The sequence below is a fragment of the Roseomonas sp. KE2513 genome, from assembly GCF_016107305.1.
In the GTDB taxonomy this organism is placed as follows: domain Bacteria; phylum Pseudomonadota; class Alphaproteobacteria; order Acetobacterales; family Acetobacteraceae; genus Roseomonas.
Genome location: NZ_RCVR01000038.1, coordinates 18,315 through 40,219, shown reverse-complemented (window position 1 = coordinate 40,219; position 21,905 = coordinate 18,315). Strand labels below are relative to the sequence as shown.

24 protein-coding genes are annotated in these 21,905 nt (G+C 69.8%); 2 read left to right on the top strand and 22 right to left on the bottom strand.

All coding sequences use genetic code 11. The features are described 5' to 3' along the window. Positions 1-42: 42 nt before the first annotated feature. The 6 genes from D9599_RS24765 to D9599_RS24740 all read right to left on the bottom strand — a co-directional run bounded on the left by D9599_RS24765 (position 43) and on the right by D9599_RS24740 (position 5,010). Positions 43-663 carry a hypothetical protein gene (locus D9599_RS24765; protein WP_198383975.1) on the bottom strand — a complete coding sequence of 207 codons (621 nt, stop codon included), beginning with the start codon at positions 661-663 and terminating at the stop codon, positions 43-45. A 293-nt stretch (positions 664-956) separates the two neighbouring features. Continuing rightward, positions 957-2,765, bottom strand: a complete 1,809-nt coding sequence (locus tag D9599_RS24760; protein WP_198383974.1) for a DNA cytosine methyltransferase — start codon at positions 2,763-2,765, stop codon at positions 957-959. A 103-nt stretch (positions 2,766-2,868) separates the two neighbouring features. Next, positions 2,869-3,573, bottom strand: coding sequence for a hypothetical protein (locus D9599_RS24755; RefSeq protein WP_198383973.1), 705 nt, complete (start codon positions 3,571-3,573; stop codon positions 2,869-2,871). 220 nt (positions 3,574-3,793) lie between these two features. Further along, positions 3,794-4,069, bottom strand: coding sequence for a hypothetical protein (locus tag D9599_RS24750; RefSeq protein ID WP_198383972.1), 276 nt, complete (start codon positions 4,067-4,069; stop codon positions 3,794-3,796). A 219-nt stretch (positions 4,070-4,288) separates the two neighbouring features. Continuing rightward, the gene (locus D9599_RS24745) at positions 4,289-4,612 is read right to left on the bottom strand and encodes an LPD29 domain-containing protein (RefSeq protein WP_198383971.1); all 324 of its coding nucleotides are present in this window, start codon (positions 4,610-4,612) and stop codon (positions 4,289-4,291) included. After that, positions 4,573-5,010, bottom strand: a complete 438-nt coding sequence (locus D9599_RS24740; RefSeq protein WP_198383970.1) for a hypothetical protein — start codon at positions 5,008-5,010, stop codon at positions 4,573-4,575. The genes D9599_RS24745 and D9599_RS24740 overlap by 40 nt, the downstream gene beginning before the upstream one ends. Before the next feature lie 186 nt (positions 5,011-5,196). Here D9599_RS24740 and D9599_RS24735 point away from each other — a divergent pair, with 186 nt between their 5' ends. After that, a complete protein-coding gene (locus tag D9599_RS24735) occupies positions 5,197-5,457 on the top strand; it encodes a hypothetical protein (RefSeq protein WP_198383969.1) in 261 nt (86 codons plus the stop codon). Positions 5,458-5,494: 37 nt separating this feature from the next. Beyond that, on the top strand, positions 5,495-5,818 hold the full coding sequence (locus tag D9599_RS24730) for an HU family DNA-binding protein (RefSeq protein WP_198383968.1): 324 nt from the start codon (positions 5,495-5,497) through the stop codon (positions 5,816-5,818). 52 nt (positions 5,819-5,870) lie between these two features. Here D9599_RS24730 and D9599_RS24725 read toward each other — a convergent pair whose 3' ends face one another. The 16 genes from D9599_RS24725 to D9599_RS24650 all read right to left on the bottom strand — a co-directional run bounded on the left by D9599_RS24725 (position 5,871) and on the right by D9599_RS24650 (position 21,821). After that, positions 5,871-6,059, bottom strand: a complete 189-nt coding sequence (locus tag D9599_RS24725) for a hypothetical protein (RefSeq protein ID WP_198383967.1) — start codon at positions 6,057-6,059, stop codon at positions 5,871-5,873. A gap of 245 nt (positions 6,060-6,304) precedes the next feature. Next, complete coding sequence (locus tag D9599_RS24720; RefSeq protein ID WP_198383966.1) at positions 6,305-6,619, bottom strand: hypothetical protein; 315 nt, start codon at positions 6,617-6,619, stop codon at positions 6,305-6,307. A gap of 67 nt (positions 6,620-6,686) precedes the next feature. Then, entirely contained in the window at positions 6,687-8,438 is a 1,752-nt protein-coding gene (locus tag D9599_RS24715) for a ParB N-terminal domain-containing protein (RefSeq protein ID WP_198383965.1), read from the bottom strand. A gap of 401 nt (positions 8,439-8,839) precedes the next feature. After that, a complete protein-coding gene (locus D9599_RS24710) occupies positions 8,840-13,924 on the bottom strand; it encodes an N-6 DNA methylase (RefSeq protein WP_198383964.1) in 5,085 nt (1,694 codons plus the stop codon). 318 nt (positions 13,925-14,242) lie between these two features. Further along, the gene (locus D9599_RS24705) at positions 14,243-15,133 is read right to left on the bottom strand and encodes a hypothetical protein (protein WP_198383963.1); all 891 of its coding nucleotides are present in this window, start codon (positions 15,131-15,133) and stop codon (positions 14,243-14,245) included. A gap of 259 nt (positions 15,134-15,392) precedes the next feature. Then, a complete protein-coding gene (locus tag D9599_RS24700) occupies positions 15,393-15,857 on the bottom strand; it encodes a DUF6876 family protein (RefSeq protein WP_198383962.1) in 465 nt (154 codons plus the stop codon). Between the two features lie 169 nt (positions 15,858-16,026). After that, a complete protein-coding gene (locus D9599_RS24695) occupies positions 16,027-17,037 on the bottom strand; it encodes a phosphoadenosine phosphosulfate reductase family protein (RefSeq protein WP_198383961.1) in 1,011 nt (336 codons plus the stop codon). Then, complete coding sequence (locus D9599_RS24690) at positions 17,034-18,008, bottom strand: ArdC family protein (protein ID WP_198383960.1); 975 nt, start codon at positions 18,006-18,008, stop codon at positions 17,034-17,036. Before D9599_RS24690 ends, D9599_RS24695 begins: the two co-directional genes overlap by 4 nt. 142 nt (positions 18,009-18,150) lie before the next feature. Then, a complete protein-coding gene (locus D9599_RS24685) occupies positions 18,151-18,483 on the bottom strand; it encodes a hypothetical protein (protein ID WP_198383959.1) in 333 nt (110 codons plus the stop codon). Between the two features lie 11 nt (positions 18,484-18,494). After that, on the bottom strand, positions 18,495-18,842 hold the full coding sequence (locus D9599_RS24680) for a hypothetical protein (RefSeq protein WP_198383958.1): 348 nt from the start codon (positions 18,840-18,842) through the stop codon (positions 18,495-18,497). A 160-nt stretch (positions 18,843-19,002) separates the two neighbouring features. Next, positions 19,003-19,386 (bottom strand): hypothetical protein, encoded by a 384-nt coding sequence (locus D9599_RS24675; protein WP_198383957.1) that lies wholly within the window; start codon positions 19,384-19,386, stop codon positions 19,003-19,005. A 116-nt stretch (positions 19,387-19,502) separates the two neighbouring features. Further along, positions 19,503-19,832: a hypothetical protein gene (locus D9599_RS24670; protein ID WP_198383956.1), complete on the bottom strand. Its 330-nt coding sequence runs from the start codon at positions 19,830-19,832 to the stop codon at positions 19,503-19,505. Next, positions 19,829-20,632 carry an XF1762 family protein gene (locus D9599_RS24665; protein WP_198383955.1) on the bottom strand — a complete coding sequence of 268 codons (804 nt, stop codon included), beginning with the start codon at positions 20,630-20,632 and terminating at the stop codon, positions 19,829-19,831. The genes D9599_RS24670 and D9599_RS24665 overlap by 4 nt, the downstream gene beginning before the upstream one ends. Before the next feature lie 3 nt (positions 20,633-20,635). Further along, positions 20,636-21,226, bottom strand: a complete 591-nt coding sequence (locus D9599_RS24660; protein ID WP_198383954.1) for a hypothetical protein — start codon at positions 21,224-21,226, stop codon at positions 20,636-20,638. Between the two features lie 56 nt (positions 21,227-21,282). Next, a complete protein-coding gene (locus tag D9599_RS24655) occupies positions 21,283-21,651 on the bottom strand; it encodes a hypothetical protein (RefSeq protein WP_198383953.1) in 369 nt (122 codons plus the stop codon). Next, positions 21,648-21,821: a hypothetical protein gene (locus D9599_RS24650; RefSeq protein ID WP_198383952.1), complete on the bottom strand. Its 174-nt coding sequence runs from the start codon at positions 21,819-21,821 to the stop codon at positions 21,648-21,650. The genes D9599_RS24655 and D9599_RS24650 overlap by 4 nt, the downstream gene beginning before the upstream one ends. Positions 21,822-21,905: the final 84 nt, after the last annotated feature.

Below are 21,905 nucleotides of genomic sequence, written 5' to 3'. Positions count from 1 at the left end.
ATGAATTAATCAGCAGGCCGAGATTGCTATTATCAGATCAGTTCAACGACTGGTTTTATTTTCTTTGACCCACGCCAACACCAATCTCTCAAAGTCTGCGTACACCATTGCGGCGGCGTCTAGCTTGGCCGCCTTGGCAATCTCCGGAAACCCTTCTACAAAACGATCATAGCTATCAAGAATGTCAGCACTAGGTGGTATGTTGCGGCGCTTTGAAACGGTCACCAGCCAATCTCTCACGCAAGTTACAATTTTCCGACTATTTCCTTCATGAGATGTGATATCCATTCCGGAAAGATCAGAAATAAACTTCTGGAATCTGTATTTTTCTTTATCCAGTATCAAACACCGTTTATTTCTTTGTGCATTTTCCCCAAAACGCTTCGCGCCGAGGAACACCCCTAACTCCAACGGCATGTTAAAGCGCGGAAGCAGATTTGCTTGATCTAGTTCCGTTTTGGAAAGATCGTGTATACCAAACTGACTCTGCTCAATAACGCGATATATTTTATCAATTCGCGTTTCGGCAGCGTCATCCATTTCAAGCGCGCACCGCACCTGAAAACCACAGGAGAAAACCGCGAATACCAAAGCATGGAAGTTCGGCCGGTACTGATCATCAAACGGACAGTTGATGAAAACGTTCTGCGCAGGACTGGCCATTCGCAGACTATTTCTTCTTTCCTGATAAGTACGACTGCACAGCCTTGGTAGCCTGAGCACTGGAGATATGGGCAGGTTTGCTCATCGGCCTTTGCGAAAGGGCAGAACCCGCAGCGGTTTTAGAAGCTGAACCGGTTCGGCCGTCGCGCAGTACCTTCGATGCAGCTGATGCTGCTTTACTCGTTGTACTCTTGTGCCCGTTCTTTGCCATACCACAACCTCATACCATCTCAGGGCGAACTCGTCAGCCATCTTAACTCAGGCACAGCCGCAGAGCCGCACGATAGACCTTGTTATCCTATATCTTGGGGCTGGCGCACGGTGAGCGCTACGGCCACGGGCCGCACCCAGATCGGCAGGGTCGAGAGCATGAAGCCTTCCCCCGACCAGGCCAGCAGCAGCGTCCGGCCCATCGTTTCGGCGATGGCCTGGGCGGCGTCGGGCGGCACGGCGTTGCCGATCCGCTCGCGCCAGTCGGCATCGCTTAGCCCGTCCAGCTCGGCTTGCTCCTCCGGGTCGATCAGCGACTGCAGGGCGCACAGCTCGGCCGTGGTGAAGGGGCGGTGCCACGTCCCGTCCAGGGCCCGGATGCGGGCCACCACCCGGTCCGACGCCCCCGGCAGCGTCGGGCGGGGGTCGGCCACGCTCCAGCGTCCGTTGTCGTAGCCGGCCGCCGCGCTGACCGCGCCCGTGGACTGCTGCCACGGAACCACGCCGTAGTGCCCGGCGCCGTAGTAGTCGTCACCCTTCTCGCGCTCCATGCGCGGCCGGGGGTCGGCCACCGCGAAGGTGCCGTTGGAGGGCAGGCTCTCGCCGGCCACGGTGCCGGAGGTGGCGTCCCAGGGCACCACGCCCAGGGCGCCGGAGCGGCGGACCTCGCCGCGCGGATCGGCGACGCACTGCCCGGTGCCGTGGGCGCCGGTCACGGCCCGCCCGGCCCCGTCCCAGGGAACGATGCGGAACTCGTTGGAGTGCTTGGCCGGGCCGGTGTGGCGCGAGTCGGCCACGGCGAAGCCGCCGGCCCCGACCGCGGCCTTGCCGATTACCACCTGGGAGGGCTGGTCGAAGCGCTTCACGCCGTACTGGCCGAAGGCGGCCACGCCGTCGGCGCGGCGGGGATCGGCGACGCTGTAGGCGCCGTTGGACGGGCCGGAACGCCCGGCCACGGTGCCGCTGGGCTCGTCCCAGCGGTTCACGCCCAGTACGCCGCCGCGCCAGTCGCCGCAGGGGGCGAGGGCGTAGTCGCGCAGCATACCCTCCTCGATGGCCAGCTTGCCCAAGGAGCGCCAGTCGCTTCCGGCCTCGACGAAGGCGAGGCGCACCCACGTCGCCCAGTGCAGCATCGGCACCCGGTGCATCGGCCCCGCCTTCGGATCGCCCGGCAGGGGCATACGGGACAGCACGTCGCCCACCCCGTGCAGCGAGCGCTTCGGCGGCTCGTACAGGAACGGCTTCACCTTGGCGGCGTGCCGGGCCACGAGAAGGAAGCGCTTGCGGCTCTGCGCCAGCCCGCCGAGCTCCCCGCAGTCGTGCGTGGTCTCGGCCACGGCGTAGCCGTAGGCGCGCAGCAGGCCGCCGATCTGATCCAGCAGGGGCCGGCCGCGCGAGGCGATGCGCGGCACGTTCTCCAACAGGATCAGCTCCACCGGATCGTCGCGGTAGGCTTCCAGCGCCAGCCAGATGCCGCGCAGGGTGAGGCGGTTCAGCGCCTGATACTTCCTGGTCTTGCTCTTGGTCTCCGAGAGCAGGCCGGAGAAGCCCTTGCAGGGCGGGGAGGTGAACAGGACGTTGGGGCGCTCGTGGCCGAAGGCCGCGCGCACGTCGTCCACGGTGGCCTCGCGCCAACCGGCCGGCGGCTCCTTGCCGTGGAAGTCGGCGTACTGCTCGCGGTCGAACAGGTCCATGCAAGTGCCGGGCACCCCGGCCAGGCGGCCGAAGTCGCGGATCGCCGCGGCGTCAACGTCGATGCCGCCGATGCAGCGAAAGCTGGCGGACAGGTTGCCCACCCGCGAGGTGGCGCGATTGAAGCCGCGGGCTCCCCCGCCGAGGCCGGCGAAGAGGTGGGCGTGCAGAATGGTGGCGTGGCCGTGCTCGGAGATCATGGCGCGAGGCTCCAGAAACGCGAACGGCAGGGCCTGGGCCCTGCCGCACGCGACGTCGGTGATGGACTGGGGGTGTGGGGTGAGGCGCCGCGGCGCCCCGGGTTCAGTGCAGCGTGGGCAGAACCGGCGCCCGCGGGAGCGCAGCCGCGCGGCGCATCCCCTCCTCGGCCAGCTGTCGTGCGATCGGCAACACCGACGCGAGCCCGGCCATCCGGGGCGTCAGCTCGGCGAGATCCGCGCCGGGGTGCAGCCGCTTGAACGCCTCGACGGCCTCGACCTCGTTGCTGGCCTGCACGGTGCCGGTGACGGCATCGCCCGCCGATGCCGTGCCCCGGTAGCTCCACTCCAGCCGGAGCGGCTCAACCGGCTCGGCCGGCGCGGCGTCGAGGCGCTGCACCAGGGCGACGAAGAGATCCAGTCCCTTGCGGCAGACCAGCACGTCGAGCCGGGTGTGCAGCATCTCGGTCGAGCACGCGCGCGCCTCGGCGAGGTCATCGCCGGCGATGGCCAGTGCGTCGAGCAGCGCGGCACGGCTGTTCGGGCTTTCCCGCACGATCAGCTTGTGGACGCAGGCCCAGCGCTGAACGACGCCCGGGTTCGCCTGACGGCGCGGGCCGCTCTCGGACTGGCCGACCGACCAGCCCCAGCCGTGGTCGTCGGCGCTGACCTCGACCACCAGGGCCGGGCGGTCGCTGTGGCGGAAGGCATGGCCAGTGCCGGGGAAGCCCTGGATCGGGCTCCATCCATCGGTCGAAAGGCCGAGATCCTCGGCCGCTGAGCGCAGGGCGCGCTCAACCAGGGTGCTCATAAGGGTTCAACTCCCGTGGGGCTGCGGCATGCCGGGAACGAACCGTCTTTTCCGGCGCTCTCGTCCTCGACCCCTCCCCAGCCGCCGCGTCCGCGGCCGCCGGGGGCAAGGGCGAGCGGAGCGAGGGAGCGCAGCGACGCACCCTTGCGGCCGGGGGACGGACGCGGCAGGCCTCCTTTCCTCCCCGTTTCTCCTGTCTTGTTTCTTCCCCCGCACCCCTTCAGGCCGCCCACCACAGGCGCCGCATGGTTCCGCCGAGGAAGGCAAAGGCGAGCATGCCGACAGTCATGAGCACGGCGCCGAAGATGCCGAAGAACCAGGCCGTGCTGGTCACCAGGCCCCCCGGGTCGGCCAGATAGTCGCAGAGCTGCTCCTCGGCGCGCCACGGATCAGGGGTCGAATTGGGGGCAGGCGGAGCGGGCTGGGCACGCTGGGTCAGGTTGGCGCAGGCCTCTCGTAGCTGAGCCGTGCTGGCACGCACCTGCGCCGCCGCCATGGCCGTGACCTCGATCGCTGACTGAGCCCGTGAACCCGTGAACCCGTGAACCCGTGAACCCGTGAACCCGTGAACCCGAGGGGAAGCAGAGGATGGCCAGGATGGGAAGCACGAGGCGTGAAAGGTGCATGGGGCTTATTCCTCAATGGAAGTCGATGCCGTCCCGCATCGGGATTTCCGGCGCGAACGGCAAAACGGCAAAATGGCTGACTGGCGTTGTCAGGCCTCACGTCGGCAGACGACGTAATCGACACCTCCGAACGCCTCGCACCAAGCCGAACGGGCGGTCTTGTAGCTGTCGTCCATGCCGTCGAAGTGGCCGCCCTGGAACGGCATCGCCACGGCCTCGACGGCCTTCTGGTCAGGACCACCTGGCCAGCGCACGTAGACCGTGCCGTGGTCGCGGTTGCGCACGGAGAAGCGCACGCCGGGGAAGGTGTGCCGCAGCTGGACGCGGATGTTGGCCGCCGCCAGTTTGCCGCTGTGCCGGTCATCACCCTGGTTCAGACGGGCATGCTCGGGTGCATGGCGCAGCCGGTGCAACTCGCGGCGTGCGCTTCGTCGGCGGCCGCCTTCTCGGTCGCACGGCGGGCGTTTTCGGCTTCGGCGTGGGCGATAGCCGCGGCGATCTCGGCGGCATCGCCTGTAGTGTCGAGCAAGCGCCAGCCCGGGCCACGCAGGACGGCTTCGGGCAGTCGGAGGGTGAAGGCGCCGGACAGGAAGACGATGTCGTAGGTCTGCCGCCCTCCGGTCTGGGCAAAGCCGCCCAGCACCGGGCGCAGCGAACCGGGCCGGGGATCGTCATGGACCGCGAACACGAAGCCTTCGCCACGGTCGTACAGCTGGGTCGAGACGCGCGTGCCGATGCCGATGATGACCGGCGCGACGGGGACGGCCGAAGGGGTAAGCCGGGCGCTCGGGAAAGCGAGGACGGTGGTCATTGCGTGGATCCTTCTGCTGCGTCTCGCTTCTCCGAGACCTCAGCCGAGGGCCGCGCCGCCCTGGGCGGGGCAAGGGCGCGCTCGCGCGGGCGTCAGCCCCTGCCCTTGCGGCGGCCGGGGTGGTGCGGCAGGCCCTGCTTTCTTCCATCCTTACCTCCACCTCTTCTGGCTATGTTCTGCCCCTCCATGACCCTCGCCGAAGCCCTCGCCACCCCGCTCGTGGATCTCCGGACCTTCTGGCTGGAGGCGCGCTGCTGCCGCCGGCACCGCTCACCGCTGTGGTTCCACGCGGTCAAGCGACCGCAGGACCTGCTGTCCGACTTCGCCTTCGAGTACGCCTGCCCGGAGTGCGAGGTTATGCCGGCGCTCACGTTGCTGCGCTCGGAACGCACCGGAGCACCGGCCCAGGGCTGGCGACTTCATGTGTGTGAGGCGTTCGAGGACTGAGGTTTCGCGCAAGCGGCCCGCACGCTAGAATCGGGCAATGTCAAAGCGCTTTCTCACCGACGTTATCCAGCAGTCCAGCGACCTGACCGGGGTGGCCTCCGGTCGCCTGGCGGCCGACATCATCGCCGCCATCAAGGCCGAGATCATCGAAACCGGGCGCTTTTCGCTGCCCGACTTCGGCTCCTTCACGGTGCGCGAGACGCCCAAGCGCTCGGCGTTGAACCCGCGTACCGGCGAGAAGGTGGCGGTGAAGGCCGGTGCGACGGTGAAGTTCAAGGCCGCGCCCTCGCTCAAGCTGGCGGCCTTCGCCGGGGCCAAGAAGGCCAAGCGTAAGGCGACGAAAGCCGCCAAGGGCGACTGATCGCGCCTCCGTCGCGCGGTTTGCCGCCGGCCGGAGCCGGCGGCGCCCGCCGTCAGGCGGGCTTGCAACCGTCAGGGCGCTCGCTTTCCCGCTTCCAGCCGAGCTCGAGCTTGATGAAGCCCGGAATGGAGAGGGTCAGGCTTGCGCTGATGGTCGTCTTGCCGGTGAGGTGCCGCAGCAGGCGGCGGATGGTACGCCCAGCGCTGCGGGTCAGGGTCTTGAGATAGGTCGCGGTCTTCATGGTGTCGCTCCGTCGTGTGGTTCTGCCGTGATCGGCGGAGACGACAGGCGGAGCGGCATGGGGCGCGTCACCCCGCAGGGGGCGAAACAACGTGGAGCACCGTCAGGTTGAAGCGCCCCGGGACGCTCCGCAGGCTCCGCTTACAGATCATGGTGGGACCACAGGACGGGGTGGGTGCGCCCTGACGACCGTGCGCGATCAGGCCCTAGCGGAAAGCGCTTCCACATCCGCCGCCGGACGCCCGCTTACGGTTCAGCGACCCCCATCTCCTCAGCGGCCTCGCTGATGGCCTCGTTCGCGGCGTCGCCGGGATGGGCACCGTCGTCGTAGGCATCCCGCCAAAGGCGATCGGGCAGGTCCATCAGGCCGACCATGACGCGGCCCGAGATGCGAGTGTTGGCTACGCGGAGGAAGCTGTAGAAGCCGAGATGCCCCCCGGCGTACTCGAACAGGCGGTCGTGGGCGTCCCGGGCGTCCGGAGTGTGGTGGATCGGTTCCTTGCCGACGAGCTGGAACGGCTCGTCGGCCGAGCCGCGCGCGGCGACAGCGGTAAAGGCCATGAAATGATGTTCTCGCGGAGGGTGATCTGGAGAGGGGGAGCCCGGCCTTCCGACCGGGCCTCGTCGATCAAACGGCGTGCGCCGCGGGCGCCCCGGCTTCGCTGGGCGGCGGCATGATGTCGGTGTCCGGGCCCTCCTCGTCGCCGTCGAGCAGGTGCTCGGGGTCTTCGATCCCCTCCGCATCCCCGGCATCGTCCTCGTCCGCGACATGGCCGCCGCGCCGCAGGACGGCCATCTCAGCCTCGCGGGCCCGCTCCGTCTCCGCCTGGCGCCGCTCCTCGTCGGTGAAGTCGAACCGCACCAGTGGGTGCAGGAAGGTCCGCCCCTTCAGGTGCTCGACGATAGCCGCGCGGGTGGCCTTGCCGGTGGGGCGCGGCAGCACGCTGGTCGCAGTGGCGGTGCGCTCAATCGCCGCCTTGCTGAGGTTGCCGAAGAATTCCTCGGTGGCCGTGGTCGGCAGGTATGCGTCGGCGTCCACGGCGATGCCGGCAACGCGGGCGATGGTGCCGGAGGAGGAGAAGCCCACCCTGCAGGACAGCGCCTGACGCAGCATGCCGCGCGCGGCGGTGCGTAGCGTGGCCGGGTCGGTGGCCAGCACGCCGCCCTCGGTGATCGAGGCGGCCAGCAAGCCGCGCTCGCCGCTGCCGACGTCGTTGCCATGGGCCCCGGAGCGGACGCTGACGTTCTTCCCGGCCAAGGCCAGCACCAGCAGGCCGATCAAGGCGTCGTCGCCGATCTCGGCCTCGGCGAAGGCGGCGTGCAGGGCCTCGGTGCGGAGGTCGCCCACCATGGCCTCGCCCTTCTGGGTGAGGTCGGGACGGACAGCCTTGGGCGCTACGTAATCCTCGCCGGTTCCGCCGCCCGTGGAGGCACGGCGCTGCGCCGGCTCGGGCATCCGGAAAAGAACGGTGTCCACCTCGAAGGTGCGATGGTTGACGTAGTAGCCCACTGTGTCGTTCGGGCCGGGCCTGGAAGAGTAGAGCTGCTGCGCTCGGGGCGGGAGTTGCGGGCGGTGATACTCGTCCATCCCCACCATGACCCCGCCCTCGGGCAGGTTGGCCTCCAACCAGGACTGTTGCGCCTGCAGAAAGGCGTCGGCCTGGGTGGTGAAGCGCGGATCGGTGTCGCCCGGGGCGAACAGGTCGTCCTCCCAGACGATGCCGAAGGCTTCCGTCTCAGCCGCGCCGAACTTCGCCAGGGTGAAGGAGACACGGCGCTTGTCGAGCCCGTGCGAGATCATGTGCCAGTTGGCGCGCTCGTTCCGCTTCGGCTTCTGCGACTTCCAAACCGAGGCCTGCTCCTCGGCCGAGGCGAGGCCGATGGTGCGCAGCTGCTGCTCGGTGGGCATGTCGCCGCGGGCCATCTGCGTCAGCATGGCCGGCAGGATGTGCGTCATGTGGCGCAGCACGTTCACCCGGCGCACCGACATATTCATCGCGGTGGAGATGGCCTCCGGCGTCCAGTCCTCACTGACCAGAGCTTCGACCGCGCGCCACTGATCCACCGGGTTCATGTTGGCGCGGACCATGTTCTCGGCGAAGGCGCGCACCCCGTCGGCCCCGGCCACGGCGTCGTCGCCATCCTCGCGGATGAGGACGTGGATGCTCTTCAGCTTGGCCTTGATCGCCACGTCGCGGCGACGGTGCCCGGCGATCAGCACCACCTCGCCGTCGCGCTCGCGCGCGGTGGGCGGCTGCAGAATGCCAACCGCCTGGACGTTGGCCAGCAGCAGAGCGTCGGCCTCTGGCCCGGCCGTGGTGCGGCGGGGGTTCTCGGGGTTGTCGCGCAGCTTCCTGGGGTCGATCTCGATGAGCTTCATGGTCGGGCTTCCCGCAGAGGTTTCTGTCTCCCCATTCCTGGGTTGACCCTTCCCCGGCAGCGACCGGACGGGCGCCGGCACCACGGCGGGCGAGCGGCCCTGCCCCGGCGCGGGACGCGGCCCGCGCAGCGGGCTGCGGCCTAGCAGGGCCGGGCTGCGCAGGCGGCCGTGGAGCGAAGCGGTGCCGGGGCCCGTCCGGGTGCGACCGCTTCCCCCCTCCCCTCCTCTCCTCTTCTTCCCCAAACATTCATGCTGCGTTGCACAAATTAACTTGTCGTCCACTCCGCCTGGGCTAATCTTGTGCCTCGCAGCATTCGGCTTGCCGATGCTGCCTTTCTTGGACGTTTCCTCCCTAAACTCGGGCGGCACCCTCGGGCGCCGCCCTACTTTTTGCCCGCGGTTCAGGCCGCGGCAGGAAGCGTCTCCTCCTTGCCGGTCAGCGCCAGGGAGGCCTCCAGTTCGGCCATCTCGGCGCGCTTGGCGTCGAGGTCGGCCTGAAACTCGAAACCCTCACCCAGCCGTGCCTCGTAGGCGGGCAGTTGGCGCTCGGCCTCGGCCAGGTTGCGGCGGTACTCGGCCAGCTCCGCCTCGAAGCGCCCGAGGTCGTATTCCAGCCGCGACACCAGCCCCAGGGCGGTGAGGTCGTCCTCGACCCGCACCTCGTGCTCGCCGCCGACGCGGGTGAGCAGCAGGTGGATCTCCAGGTCGGCACCCTGGCGGTAGCGGCGGGCTTCCAGCTTCAGCGGGAAGCCGCCAATCTGCCCGAGATCCCAGTCACCCTTGCGGCCCTCGAACTGCACGGTGCGGATGAACTTCAGCAGGGCGGCACCGGCGGGCTTGCGCTCCGTGTAAGTCCGTCCCTCCACCTCCATGCGGAAGTCGTCACCCCGGGTGGACACCCGCCGCGCCAGGTCCGCCTCGGTGTCGGCGATGGCCTGGGTCGCCCGTCCGATAGTCGAGCGGGCCTCGGCGACCCGACGCCGCACGGCGTGCTGGTCGTCGAAGTGGGCGGCACGCAGGCGATCGAGGCGGGCCAACTCGGCCTCCAGCCCCGCCTTCTGCATCAGGCGGGGGTCGCCAGAGGCAATGGCCTTGGCCATTGCGAACTGATTGGCTTGGCTGCCGACGTCCTCCAGGCGGCGGATCGAGCGGTCGCCGCCCAGCGCCGCGGCGATGAAGCGGGCCTTACGCTCGTTGTTCTGCCACATCTGGGCGTCCATCGAGCCCAGCGTGGCGTAGGCGTAGAGGCCGATTTCCTCGTTCTGGTTTCCCTGGCGCTCGATGCGCCCCTCGCGCTGCTCGATCTCGGAGGGCAGCCAGGGCACGTCGAGGTGGTGCAGGGCGGCCAGCCGGCGCTGGGCGTTCACGCCCGTCCCCATGGTGGCCGACGATCCCAGCAGGAAGTCCATCTGGCCATTGTTCATGGCATTGAACAACGACTGCTTGGCCTCGGACTTCTTGTAGTCCTGCATGAAGGCGATGCGCTCGGCCGGCACGCCGCGCGCGATCAGCCCCTCGCGGATCCAGCGGTAGGCCGAGAAGCCGCGCGTCGCCAGTGCTCCCTCGGTTCCCAGGTCCGAGAAGATCATCTGGGTGGCGCCGGGCACCGGGTGCGGCGAGCCGTCCGGCTTGCGGAAGCGCCGGTCGCGGGTCTCGGACCAGATGCGGAAGGCGTTGTCGATGAGCAGGTTGAGCTTGTTCTCGGGCTCGTTGTCCTGCTCGGGCACCACGAAGCGCAGGTCGATGGCGGCGTGCCGGCCGTCGGTGATGACGGAGAGCAGGATGTCCTGGCCCTTCTCGGGCTTGCCCTTGCGCTCCTCGATGGCCTTGATCCGCGCCGCCAGGGTGCGCTGGTAGTCCTTGAAGGCCGGGCTCGCCGGGGCGGTGATGATCTGCCGCTTACCGCCCGCGATGGCCGGCAGCTTCAGGTACTGCCGCAGGTCGTCCTTCAGCACCACGTCCGCGACGGTGCGGAACATGGCGATCAGGTCGGCGACATTGACGAACTCCGAGAAGCGCGTCACCGGCTTGTAGTTGCCCGACGGCTGCAGCTCCAGTTCGGTGCGGGTGTCGCCGAAGTTGGAGGCCCAGGCATCGAACTCCTGGATGCCGCGCTCCTCCAGCATCTCGGGCTGCATGAAGCGCTGCAGCGTGAACATCTCGCCCAGCGTGTTGGTGATCGGCGTGCCGGAGGCGAGCACGAGTGCGCGGCCAGGATTGATGGTCGCGATGAAGCGCGACTTCACGAACAGGTCCCAGGCCCGCTGCGAGCCGTCCGGAGCGATGCCCTTCAGGCCGCCCATGTTGGTGGCGAAGGACAGCTTGCGGAACTCCTGCGCCTCGTCGGCGATCACCTGATCGACACCGATCTCGGCGATGGTCAGCATGTCGTCCTTGGTCGTGGACAGGCTGTCCAGCTTCTCCTGCATGCCCTCCTTCCTGCGCTCGATGCGCTTGCGGGCGATGCGGTCGTCGCCGTCGAGCCGCTCCAGCAAGGCGGAGTAGGCGTCGAGCTGGGCCTGCACGAGGCCGCGCTCGAACTCGGCCGGGGTGGCGATGAACTTGAAGGCCGAGTGGGTGATGATGATGCAGTCCCAGTTGGCCGTGGCCGCCCGGGCCAGGAAGCGGCCGCGCTTGTCCTTGGTGAAGTTGGTCTCGTCGGCCACCAGGATGCGGGCGCCCGGGTAAAGCTGCAGGAACTCGCGCGAGGCCTGGGCCAGGCAGTGACCCGGCACGGTCAGCATGGCCTTGCCGATCAGGCCGAGGCGCTTCTGCTCCATGATCGCGGCGGCGATGGTGAAGGTCTTCCCCGCCCCGACGGCGTGGGCGATGTAGGTCTGGCCGGAGGCGACGATGCGCCAGATCACCCGCTTCTGGTGCGGGCGCAGCCCGATCACCGAGGAGGCGCCCGGCAGCTGCAGGTGCTCGCCCGAGAAGTGCCGCGGCACGAGGCTATTGAAGGCGTCGTTGTACAGGCGGACCAGCCGCTCGGCGCGGTCGCTATCGGTCCACACCCAGCGCTCGAAGGCGCCCTTGATCTTGGCCAGCTTGTCCTTGGCCGCCTCGGTCTCCTGGGCGTTGATCTCACGCCGCTCGGTGCCGTTCTCGTCGCGCCAGGTGTCCCAGATCTGCGGGATGGAGGCGTTCAGGGCGTCGTCTAGCAGCTCTCCGGCGTGGCGGCGGTGCGTGCCCCACTCCGAGGTGGCCGAGGCCTCGCCGGCGAAGCGGTGGATCTCGATGCTCCAGTGCGCCACCTCCACGGTGTGCCGCACCACCGTCGTCACCCCCATGACTTCGCGGATGAAGTCGGCGATGTCGGTGGCCGGCAGCCACGGCGCGCCGAGGCGGGCGGTGATGTCGGAGGGCCGCAGGTCCTCTGGCTGCACCCGCTCCAGAGCGGCCACGTTGCGGGCGTAGCGCTCGTCCAGCACAGAGGCGGCGCGGGCGGCGGCCAGCTTGCGGCGGACATGGCCGGACAGGTACTCGTCGGCCGTCTGCCAAGCTTCGAAGCCCTCCGTGGTCAGCCCAGGGTCGAGGAACACCGTTTCGCCGAGTTCGGCCAGCACCGTGGCGCGGTCGCGGCCGATCAGCTCGCCGATGCGGTCGAGGTCCACCACGGCCCGCTCGGCCAGCGTCACCGCCAGGGCGTCGGCGGCCGAGACGATCACCGGCTCCGCTGGCGCGTGGATCACCCGGTCGGTGAAGATCGGGCCTTTTGTCGCCTCCCCGGTCTCGGGGTCGTACTCCTCGATCGACGACACCAGCCAGCTATCGGGATCGTCCAGGAAAGGCTGCAGGTTCGGGCGGCGCACGCTTTCGCGCACCTCGCCCGTGGCCTCGTCGGTTGAGGTCGAGACGTTCGTGAGGTTGATAGGGCCGAAGCTGCGAACGAAGGAGCCATAGGCGGCGCGCAGCCGGACCTGGGCGGCACCGAAGGGCTCGTCGCGCTCCTGGGCGCGGATCACCTCGCGCACGGCGTCGCGGACCGGGATGAGGCCGCGGATGATCCGCGCGTGCTTGGCGAACAGGCCGACGGTGCCCTTGCCCGACTTCACCGCCACCTCCTCGGCGCGGCTGTCGGCCACCTGCAGCAGGGTGCCATTGTCGCCCAGCAGGTAGGAGCCTTCCTTGACCGTGGCCCCCTCGGCGGCGGTGCCGACCTGCAGGGTGGGTCTGGCCACCCGCACCGGCGCCGTGGCGGCGTGCGGGGGCTGGTGGATGCCCTCGGGCAGCCGGGAGACAACCTCGGCGAGCGCCCCCTCCAGGTCGCGGCCGTCGCGGGCGCAGTCGTAGGTCAGGCCGAACTGGCTGCTGGTCCAGCCATGCCGCCCGAGCACCATCTCCGGGTGCGCCGCGAAGTAGGCGTTAACGTGGATCGCCGCCTCGCCGTCCTCGGCCGGGACCACCTCCTCCAGATGGGCCCACTCCACCCCGTTCGAGGCGGCCCCGCGCTCGCGGTGCTGCAGGAACAGCACGTCCACCACAACGTCGGTGCCGGCGGCGGCGGCGAAGGCACCGGCGGGCAGGCGGATGGCGCCCACCAGGTCGGCCATGCCCGCGATGTGCTCGCGCGCCTTGGGGTCCACCTTGTCCATCGTGCCGTGCGAGGTGACGAAGGCGGCAAGGCCGCCGGGCTTCAGGCGCTCCACGGCACGGGCGATGAAGTAGTCGTGCAGCTTGAGGCCGAGCTTGCCGGCCACGTCCTCGGCCCGCACCGTGCGGTCGGAGAAGGGCGGGTTGCCGACCGCGAGGTCAAAGCTCTCGGCCAGCTTGGCGCGGGTGAAGTCCTCGTTGCGGATCCAGGCCTTGGGATACAGCAGCGCCGCGATTCGGGCGGTGATCGGATCCATCTCGATGCCGGTAACGGCGGAGCAGTCCTCAACCCCCTGGGGACGCAGGGCCAGGAATTGGCCGGTGCCGCAGCCCGGCTCCAGGATCGAGCCGTACTGAAAGCCCATGCGGGTCAGCCCGGCCCACACAGCGCGCACCACATACTCGGGCGTGAAGTGGGCGTACTGGGTGCAGCGACTCAACGACGCCAGTTCCGCGGCCGACACGGCCTGCTCCAGCCCGTCGCCCTGCTCGGCCCAGCCCTCGCGCCACGCCTCGCCAGGGCGGCGGAACAGGGTATTGGCGAGGTCGCCGGCGCCGTAGCCGACGAAGCGCGCCAGGACCGCCTGCTCCTCGGCCGTGGCCGGCCGGGTCTCGCCCTCGATCCGCTGCAGCAGGCGAATGGCCGCCAGGTTGTCGGCCGCACGGGCCTTCCAGCCGGCGGCGAGGCCACGATCGCCCGCGAGCCGGAAGTCGCGGGCCACCACGCGCGGAATCGCCGGGGCGATCGGCGCCTCGGCCGCATGATCCTCGTCGTCCTCCCCATCCAAGGCGGGCAGCAGACCGCCTCCTCCCCCGAATAGCCCAAAGGGCGAGGTCAGCGCGGTGGTGTCGAACAGGCTCAGCTGGGCGGAGGCGGGGGCGGTCTTGGCCATGGCGCGGGGTTCCCGTGCGCGCACGCGCGAGCGCCCGGCAGCCCATGGGGGGCGGCCGGGTGCGCGTGACGCGATGCTGGTGGTGGATGGGGACTCTGGTGGGGGCGACGCCCTCGGGGGCGCCGGTCGAGGCTCAGGCCGGGTCGGGGATCATCCCCTGTCCCGATCCATCTTTTTCCTCGTGACCCCTCCACGCCGGCCGCCCGGTTCGGGGCGCGGCAAGGGCGCCGCGCAGCGGCGGGAGCGGAGCGACTTCACCCTTGCCGCGCGCCGGGCCGCGGTGGCAGCGAGTTCTCCCTCATCTCATTTCATCCGTTCTCAAAGCTCTCCCTTTCCCGTCTTTCGGTCTTTCGGGCTTTCCGGAAAAGCAGCAAACAGGTCGGTTTGGACTTGCGGGCGCCCCTCGCGCATCGCCGTCACCATCAGGTGGTATGCGTCGGTGGCTTCTGACTGCCGCCGCCGTTTGAGCCCGGCCTTGCTGTCGTTGCCGTCCCAAACGGCGCGCCACTCGGTGATGCCGTCGCTGGCCTCGCCGATCAGGACGAAGCGCGCCCGGCCCTTCACCGGCATGTCCACCTGGATGTGGCCCCGCGCGTGCGCGGGATCGCCCAACCGGGTGATCCTGGCCTTGAGGCCCCGCCCGGTCAGGGCGGCGAGCATGTTCTGGATCGAATGCGGGTCGGCCCGCACCGCAGGCGGCGGCGGCACACGGCGCCGCCGCTTCGCCGGGTCGGGATCGAAGTCCTGCGGGCGGGGCCGCGCGAAGCAGGACGGGTTGGCAACCGGATCCACCCAGAGGTCGGCCATGGTGGGCGGGGCGTTTGAGCGTCGCGCCCATTTCGCTTCGGCCAGCAGCCAGGCCTGCTTGCTTGGGCTGAGCGCAATCCGCTCGGCGCAGGCCTCGAATTGCCGCTTGAGGCGGATCTGCATCTGCCACTCCGCCTCCGGTACCGCGGCAACGGCGCGGGCCAGGGTTTGCAGGCGATGCTCGAAATCGTCACGCGTGACCGGCTCCCGGCCGGGAACGCGGGGGCCACGCAGCAACTCACGGGCGTGCTCGCGGATCTCGGCGCGGGTCATCACCACCTCGACCGCGATGACGTCAGCGGCGAGGAGCGGCCCCTCCACCTCACCGATCAGCGGTAGGCCGGGGCCGGTGCGGTGCAGGAAGTGCTGCCGGGCTATGGGATTGTAGATCCCCTCGATCACACGTCCGTCGCGCAGCGAAAGCCGCAGGCGCGAGCGGTCCTCCTGTCCATCGAGCGGATGCCGACCCGGCTCCGACAGGACGTCCTGCACGTCCTCCCAGGCCATCAAGGCAGCGACGCCGGCCGCACGACCGACGCGGACGAGTTGGGAGCCGACGTGAGCAGCGGTGCCCTGTGGGTGAGTGGATGATCGGCGAGCCAGCCCATCGGGGCCTCCCTCATGCGCAGGGTGGGAATGGAAGGGGCAACCGGAAGGCGGCTCAGCGCTCCGAGCGCAGCGCGACCAATCCCGCCTCGACCCGGAGCGCGACCGAGGTGAGCGGGAAGTCGGTCCAGGCGACCGCCCGGTCGTGCAGCACCCGCCCATGGCCGTCGCCACAAGTGAGCGCGGCGGAGCGGTCGCGGCACACGCCCAGCGTCCATATCTGCACTGGGAGATGGCGGATGGCCGGGTCGGCCTGCGCCGCACAAATCTGATCCAGCAGCCAGAAGCAGCCAGCCTCATTGGCCAGGTGCGTCACCCCCTCGGTCAGCCGTAGTGTGGTCCCGGCGTGGCGATGCCGGCCGTCGGGCTCGGTGTCGCGATAGCCGGCGAGGTCCTCGCGCAGCCGTTCGGCAAAGGCCACCTGTAAGCCGATGCCGAGCCACTCGGCGTGGTGCTCGTTGTCGCTGCCCTGGGGGATCGCCAGGTTGCGTCGGGAAGGGATGTCGATGCTGGCGCTCACGGCCCGGCTCCTCGGTTTCGGCCCATTCACTCCGGAGCCTCCCCTCCCCGCCCGCCGGCACCCGCGCCGGGCGGGGCAAGGGCGCGCGCAGCGCGGGAGGCGAAGCCGACGCACCCTTGCGGCGCCTGGTCGGCGTGCGGCAGCTCCTCCTTCGTCTCATCGTCCCTTTTCAGGTCGGACCGGCGGCCTCGCCGAAAGCGCCCGCCGGGAGGGTCCACGCCGAGGGCAGGCCAAGGATCGGCAGGGCCCAGGTCTCGCTAAGGGCGAGCGTCACGAGGTCGGGACGGGCCAGGGCGACCGGATAGGGGCGGCCGAGGTCGGCCAGGGCGCGGATCGAGCGGGCGCGCTGGATGGTGCGGCCGAACCTCTCCTCGTAGGCCGCGATGCGCTCGAATAGCGCTGGCGCGATCAGCCGTATGGTGGCCCATTGCGCCGCCGAGCCGAAGATGCAGGCCATGCAGGACAGGCGCGACCAGCCGAGTTCGTAGGCCGGGTGCGGCCGCACGCCGTGGCGTTGCAGGATGTCCCACACCCGACCCTCGTCCCAGCCGTGGACTGGGCGCCAGTGGTCGACGTGGCGCGGCCGGCGCGAGCCGTCGCGCGTGTCGGTGCGGTGCGGCTCGAAGGTGGCGTAGCGCGCCCGCGCCGCGCTCTCCTGCGCCCGCTCGCCGGTCACCACCAGGGTGCGGCGGCCGAGAAAGCGGTCCTGGCCGGCGATGGAGGCTGCGCCGACGCCGATCTTGAGCGCGGCCGAGCACCAGCGGACGGATAGGTCGGCCGAGGTCTGCGGGAACAGCAGCCGGGTGTTGCGTAGGCCGGCACCGCCGGTTCGCATTACCCCCTGGGGCGTCTCGAACAGGATGGGCGCCGTCGGTGCATCCTGGCGCAGCATCTCACGCTCGAAGCCGCCCGCACGCCAGGAGCGGAACAGCGGCAGGCCGAAGGCCGCCGCCTGGGCGGCGACGTAGGCGCCGGTCACCGGCCAATCCATGAAGGCCGGCCCGCGGCCGTCCACCTCGTGGTGGTGCAGCTCAATGCGCGTCGGATCCACGCCGCGATCCAGCAGGTCGAGCAGGCACGCCGTAGCGTCCTTACCGCCGGAGGTGAACAGCACGACGTGGTCGTAGGAGCGCAGGTCGGGAGCGTCCCCGACCTCGCGCGTCAGCACGGCGGCGCTCACGCCTCCTCGACGGCCTCGTCGCGCCGTGCCTCCTCAGCCGCAACGCGGGCGTGCTCGGGGTGGAAGCCGAGCAGGTAGTCGGCCATGCGCTGCGCCTCGGCCGCCGCGCGGAAGATCTCGCGCTTGTCCTGCTTCAGGGTGCGCAACCAGGACGCGACGTAGCTGGCGTGGTTGGGGATGTCGGAGGGCAGGCCCAGCTCGGCTCCGACGAAGCAGGATGTGAGTTCGGCCCGGAGTTCCTCCTGGGCGTAGGCGTGGCTGCCGAAGCGGCCGGTCAGGTCGCGATCCAGGCGGTGCCTGGCGCCGGAGGCGTGCGCCAGTTCATGCAGGCCGGTGGCGCAGTAGCCCTGCGGCGTGGCAAAGGCCGCGCGCGGCGGCATCTGGATGTGGTCGGTGGAGGGGCAGTAGTAGGCGCGGTCGCCGCCCTCGCGGAACACCACGCCACTGTTGCGCATGATGGTCTCGGCCGCCTCGGGCGTGCGCCAGGACGCTTCCTCCACGGACGGCGCCTCGAAGGCGGGGATGCCGTCCACCTGGCTGGCGTGGAACACGGTGTAGGCGCGCAGCACCGGCACAGTGCGGGTGCCGCCCTCCCCCTCCCCGCTGGGGTCGGGCGCGGCGTCGCCGTCGCGCAGGGTCAGCTTGCGGAAGAAGAACACGCGCGAGCCGCGCTCGCCGCGGCGGACCTGCCAGCCCTTGCTCTCGGCCTGCTTGTAGGTGAGCCAGCGGGGATCGGTGCCAGCGAAGGCCATGCCGGTCATGCCGAGCAACAGGACGTTGATCCCGTGATAGCGCCGGCCCGTGACGGCGTTGCGCGGCGACAGGGGCCCGGCGCCGGCCTTGTCCTGGTTCCAGGGGCGGCGCCACGGCACCGTGCCGGCCTCGAGTGCTGCGACCACCTGGTCGGTGATCTCGGCGTAGTGGTCGCGGGGAGCCGGGCGCTCGGACGACTGGCGGCGGGACTGGGCCATCGGTGTTCCCTTTCCTTCTCTCGGAACACCTCCCCGCCCCGCGTCCGGGGTGGCCGGGGCAAGGGCGCGCAAAGCGCGGGAGCGCAGCGACAAACCCTTGCGGCGGCCATCCCCGGTGCGGGACGGCTTCTCCTCCCTCCCCTCATCCTGCCTCCATCAGATCCTCTTCCTCCTGCGCCTTCTCTGCTGTGGCCCCCTTGGCCTCCCAGTCGAATACCGGGAAGCCGTCGAGGCTCGCGGCATCCCGGTCGAACAGGAGGTACTCGCAGCCGTGCTGGCGGGCTTCCTCGAACAGCGCCCACAGCGTGTCGGAGATCTGCGGCCGCTCCTCGCAGGCGAAGACGAACCAGCCGTAGGGCGTGCTGGCGCAGAGCAGCTCACCGGTGTCGTGACCGGCGCAGGCGTCGAGCAGGGCTCGGTCCTCGTTCGTGAGGTGGGCGTTGGACAGGTCGAGAAAACGGCGGACGGCGCTCATCGGAATGTTCCTCACCGGCTCGCGTGGATGGGGATGACGGCGGGGTAGGCTGCCCGAGGGAGCCGCACGGGCAGCGCGTGCAGCCGGTCCCAGGTCAGCGCCTCGCAGGCGCCCATGCGGCCGTTGCGCAGCGCGATATGCGAGCGCGTGTAGTGCGAGCGATGGAAGCCGCCCTGCACCGGCAGGCGGCAGCGCTCCCCCTCCGGAGCGCCGCAGGTGGGGCAGCCGACGGCGATCGTCGGATCGGTGTCGAAGATCGCCCTGCAGCGGGTGCAGGCGACCGGCTCGCCCGCGTCGGCGGCGGGGCTGCGGGTGAACAGGTCCGGTCCCGGACGGGCGGTGAGGCGGCGGATTTCCATGGCGGTGTTCCTTTCCGAACACCTCCCGGGCAGCCGCCGCCCCGCGCCGCCGGGGCAAGGGCGCCGCGCAGCGGCGGGCCGTCAGGCCCTCGCCCTTGCGGCGGGGGACGGGGTGCGGCACCCCTCCCCTTCTCAAATCCCTCTCTCCCTTTCCGCCTTCTCAGGCGGCGAGCGCTGCAGGCGCGCCGGCACCCGCGGCCGACGGACCGACCAGCTTGCGGTGGGTTGCGTCCTCGCCGGCGTCCTCGCGCAGGAAAGCGTGGTGGGCGAAGGTCCCGGCCTTCTCGGCATCGTCGAAGCCACGCGGCTTGCGCTGGCCCTTGGCCATGGTGACCGAGATATTGAAGCTGGCGCCAGGGTTGGCGGCCAGCACGTCGCGGCCGAACTCGGCCACGACGCGGGTGATGCCGGTCAGGCCCTCGACAGCGAGACGGCGCTGGGGCGTGCCGCCGCCGATGCACAGCCCGATCTCCGTCGAGATGTAGCCGTGCTCGCGCACGCGACGGCCAGGGTAGGCGGATAGGATAATGCTGGTGGTAGCCACGGGCTGATCCCTTTCAGGGTAGGTTTGCCTGCCGAGAACGGATCATTCCGCCTCGGCCCCTCCGCCGCGGCCAGACGCGGGACGGTGGGGCAAGGGCGCGGCGCAGCCGCGGTCCGTCAGGCCTCCCCTTGCGGCGCCGGGCCGCCGTGCGGCACGGCTCTCTCACCGCTTTCCTCGCTCTCTTTGATCGGGCTCGTCTCCTGCATTTCCCTGGCATGGTCGGCCTCAGCCTCCAGGCGGCGCATGATCGTGTGGCGCAGGGCGGCATCGGCCTCGTCGCGCAGAACGCGCTCGAGCAGCGCGGCCGTAGCGCGGCAGGACAGCTCCAGCCCGTCGTCGGGGCCGAAGCGCTCGGCCATTTGGAAGCTCAGGGCGCCCAGGGCCTTGATGGCGCGGGCGACGTCGAGCAGGTCCTCCGGGTTCCACGGGATTGGCGGCCGGTTCACGCGGCGGCATCCAGGGTCAGGGGCATAATCGCCGGCAGCACGGCCGGCTGGGGAACAGGATGGCGAGGCTTCAACGCCCGGCTCCAGCGATGCTTGTCGATCAGCGGGGCACGGTCGGTGCGTGGCCGCGTCGGGCTGCTCCATGACCGACCGCGAACCTGGGCATCCCTGTTCCATCCTGCAGCGCGGAGGCTGCCGCCCTCCTCATCAGCCCGCGTGTAGGTAACGATGCGCTCGAAGCCGCGCACCTCGGCCTCCCTGGCCGCCCAGCCATAAAGCTGCGAGCAGGCGTTCCAGGCCAGGGTGCGGGGGACATCTCTGCGGATGCAGAGGCGATTCACCTCGACAGTGCCTCGGCCCATCAAACCGCGGGCGACCGGGTTGCCGATCATCACTACGCCCAGCAGGGTGGACCCGTTGACGATCGCGGCGCCGTAGCGCCAGGCGGTTGGGGCGGCGTTGTGGGCGTGGTGACGCCGCACGAAGTCGGCAGCGCGTGCGAAGCTCACTGGCCGGACCTCCAGCTTCCAGTCCAGCAGCAGCTGGCCGCAGCCGGTGTCGGCCACTCGGCGCAGGCCGTGTCCCAGCAGGACCTCGGCCCCGAGATGGCGCAGCAGGTCGCGCGCCCAGGCCGGGTCCTCGGCCATGCCGGCGCAGACGTCCTCGTGGGCGGCCGGGCAGCAGGTCTCGAACAGGAAAGCGTGGTCGGACCACGCCTCCGCAAGCTCCAGCACGGCAATCTCGCCGCACCAGGAGCAGATCGCGGCCGCCCTCTCGGGAGCCTCGCAGGCGAGGACCATGGCTCAGGCCGCCCGACGGCCGAGCCGCTCGGCGCAGCGAAGGTGCAGTTCCCGCGCGACCACCCCGAGATCACGGATCATCTCGCCGAGGTTCGGAGCGTCCGCCGTAAGACGGACGCGGTGGTTCTCCTCGAAGAAGCTGCCGTGCTCGCGGACATCCAGCAGCACCGTGCCATCGACCCGCAGCACGCGGGCGAGCCGGGCGAAGATTTGCCCGAGATCCTCGGTGCGCCCCTCCTGCTCGACCAGCCGCGCCATGGCGCGCTGCAGGGCGGCGAGCGGCTTGCCGAAGCGGGCGAGATCGCTCGTGGTGAACACCTCGCCGTTCTCCGGCATGTACCCGTAGCGCAGTGCGTAAGGCGCGGCCTGCCGGTCATCGACCTGGCAGGTGAAGCGGAAGTTCTCGTGCAGGATGGGGCGTGCGCCGTCCTCGTGCCACATCAGCGGGCGCAGCTCGCCGTAGCGGCACGGCATCGTGCCGTCGCGTGTGTACATCACCAGGGCGTCGACGTGCGCGTAGGCGCCGTCACGGGTCGCCTGCCCGAGGTAGGGACGCAGGACAAGCAGCCGGGGCAACCGTGCCGGAGTGGACATGGCAGTTCCTTTCGGATCGGATTGAGAGGGGCAATCGGAAGGGCGTAGGGCGCCCGTCAGGATTCCGGGTCGAGCACCGGGAGAAGAGGCGGCAGCGGCTGCGTCAGCAGCTTACGGACCCGGCCGCGCCAGCCAGCGAACCATTCCACCAGGTCAGCACCCGACACCGACTCGTCGTCGTCAAAGGCCTCGGCCTCGAAGGCCAGGGCCTCTTCGAGCAGGCGCTTCATGCCGGGAGCGCGGGCGAGCAGCGCGACGTAGGCCTCGGTCTCGCCGATGCCGCGGTCGGCGCCGTCGTGGACGATGGCGACCTCGACAACAGGGAAGCAGTCGGCGCGGGACAGAGCAAAACCGTCCGCCACTTCACCCTTCAGCGCCCGAACGGTGAGATGGCCCTGGATCTCGGGCAGGATGATGGGGCTCACCGGCGGGCCTCCCGATGGGCCGGCACCGGGACGGTGGAGGCGTGCTGTGCCAGGAAGCCCGGCAGCACGGCGCCGCCGAGGAGGACGACAGCGATGACGATCAGACCGACGGCTGCCTCGATGTCCTGTCTGCGGCCCTGACGCTTGGAGAGGCGTTTGGCGAGATCCATGGATCCCATTCCTTCTGCTGAATCTTCTTCTCGAAGACCCAGCCCGCCGGCCGCCCCGACCGGGGCGAGGCAAGGGAGCCGCTT